This window comes from Treponema sp. R6D11, from assembly GCF_054786075.1.
The window spans coordinates 1-723 of record NZ_BDHD01000528.1; the positions used below are offsets into that span (position 1 = coordinate 1).

General features: G+C 36.8%; 1 protein-coding gene. It reads right to left on the bottom strand.

The genetic code is table 11. The features are described from left to right. Window positions 1-129 precede the first annotated feature (129 nt). Window positions 130-438 (bottom strand): type II toxin-antitoxin system Phd/YefM family antitoxin, encoded by a 309-nt coding sequence (locus ACYVTD_RS14460; RefSeq protein ID WP_461248417.1) that lies wholly within the window; start codon window positions 436-438, stop codon window positions 130-132. Between the last annotated feature and the right edge of the window lie 285 nt (window positions 439-723).

Genomic DNA, 723 nt, shown 5'->3' on the forward strand with positions numbered 1-723 from the left:
GCTATTTTAAGAACTTCTTTATCAAGTTTTGAAAGAAAATTTTCCGCAGCCCTAGGCGATTCCAGAGTATTGGCTATGTAGCCTACAATATCCTTTAAATCATCCAGCGCCAGAGGAAGGTAATGGATTTTATACATTTGTCGGACTTTTCCTGCGTGTTTTTTTTCCTGTTATTTTTTTTCGCAGTTCGGTCATTACTTCATCATGGGTATAACGTTTTTTTACCGATGCGGCCTGATATTCCGCTTCTTTTAGTTTAAGATAAATTTCAGACTCAAAAAGATTCTGTTCATAAGCCGCCAGACTCATCACAACCATATCACCACGGCCATTTTTAGTTAAAAAAACCGGCGTATTGGTCTCATGCACCGACCGTGATATATCGCTGAATTTGTTTCTAAGGTCGGAAACAGGACGAATTTTAGGTATTGTAGGCATAGAACCCTCCTAGAAAATGTTATCATAATTATAGCCATTATTGTGCTAAGTGTCAATAGGAATATCTTCCGGTTACTTTGCTTTTTTCTCCAAATCTTCCATTTCTTTCAGGGTGGTCACAATTTGTGTCTACCTCTGAATCCTTGCCGATCCCCCCTTCGCAAACACCTCAACCTGCTCAAGCAGGTTTTATAATCCGTTTAGGTAGAGGGTTAACTTTATATATCATTTGGTCAAAAATCCTATTGACATTATAATTATATTATAATTATAATATAATTATGA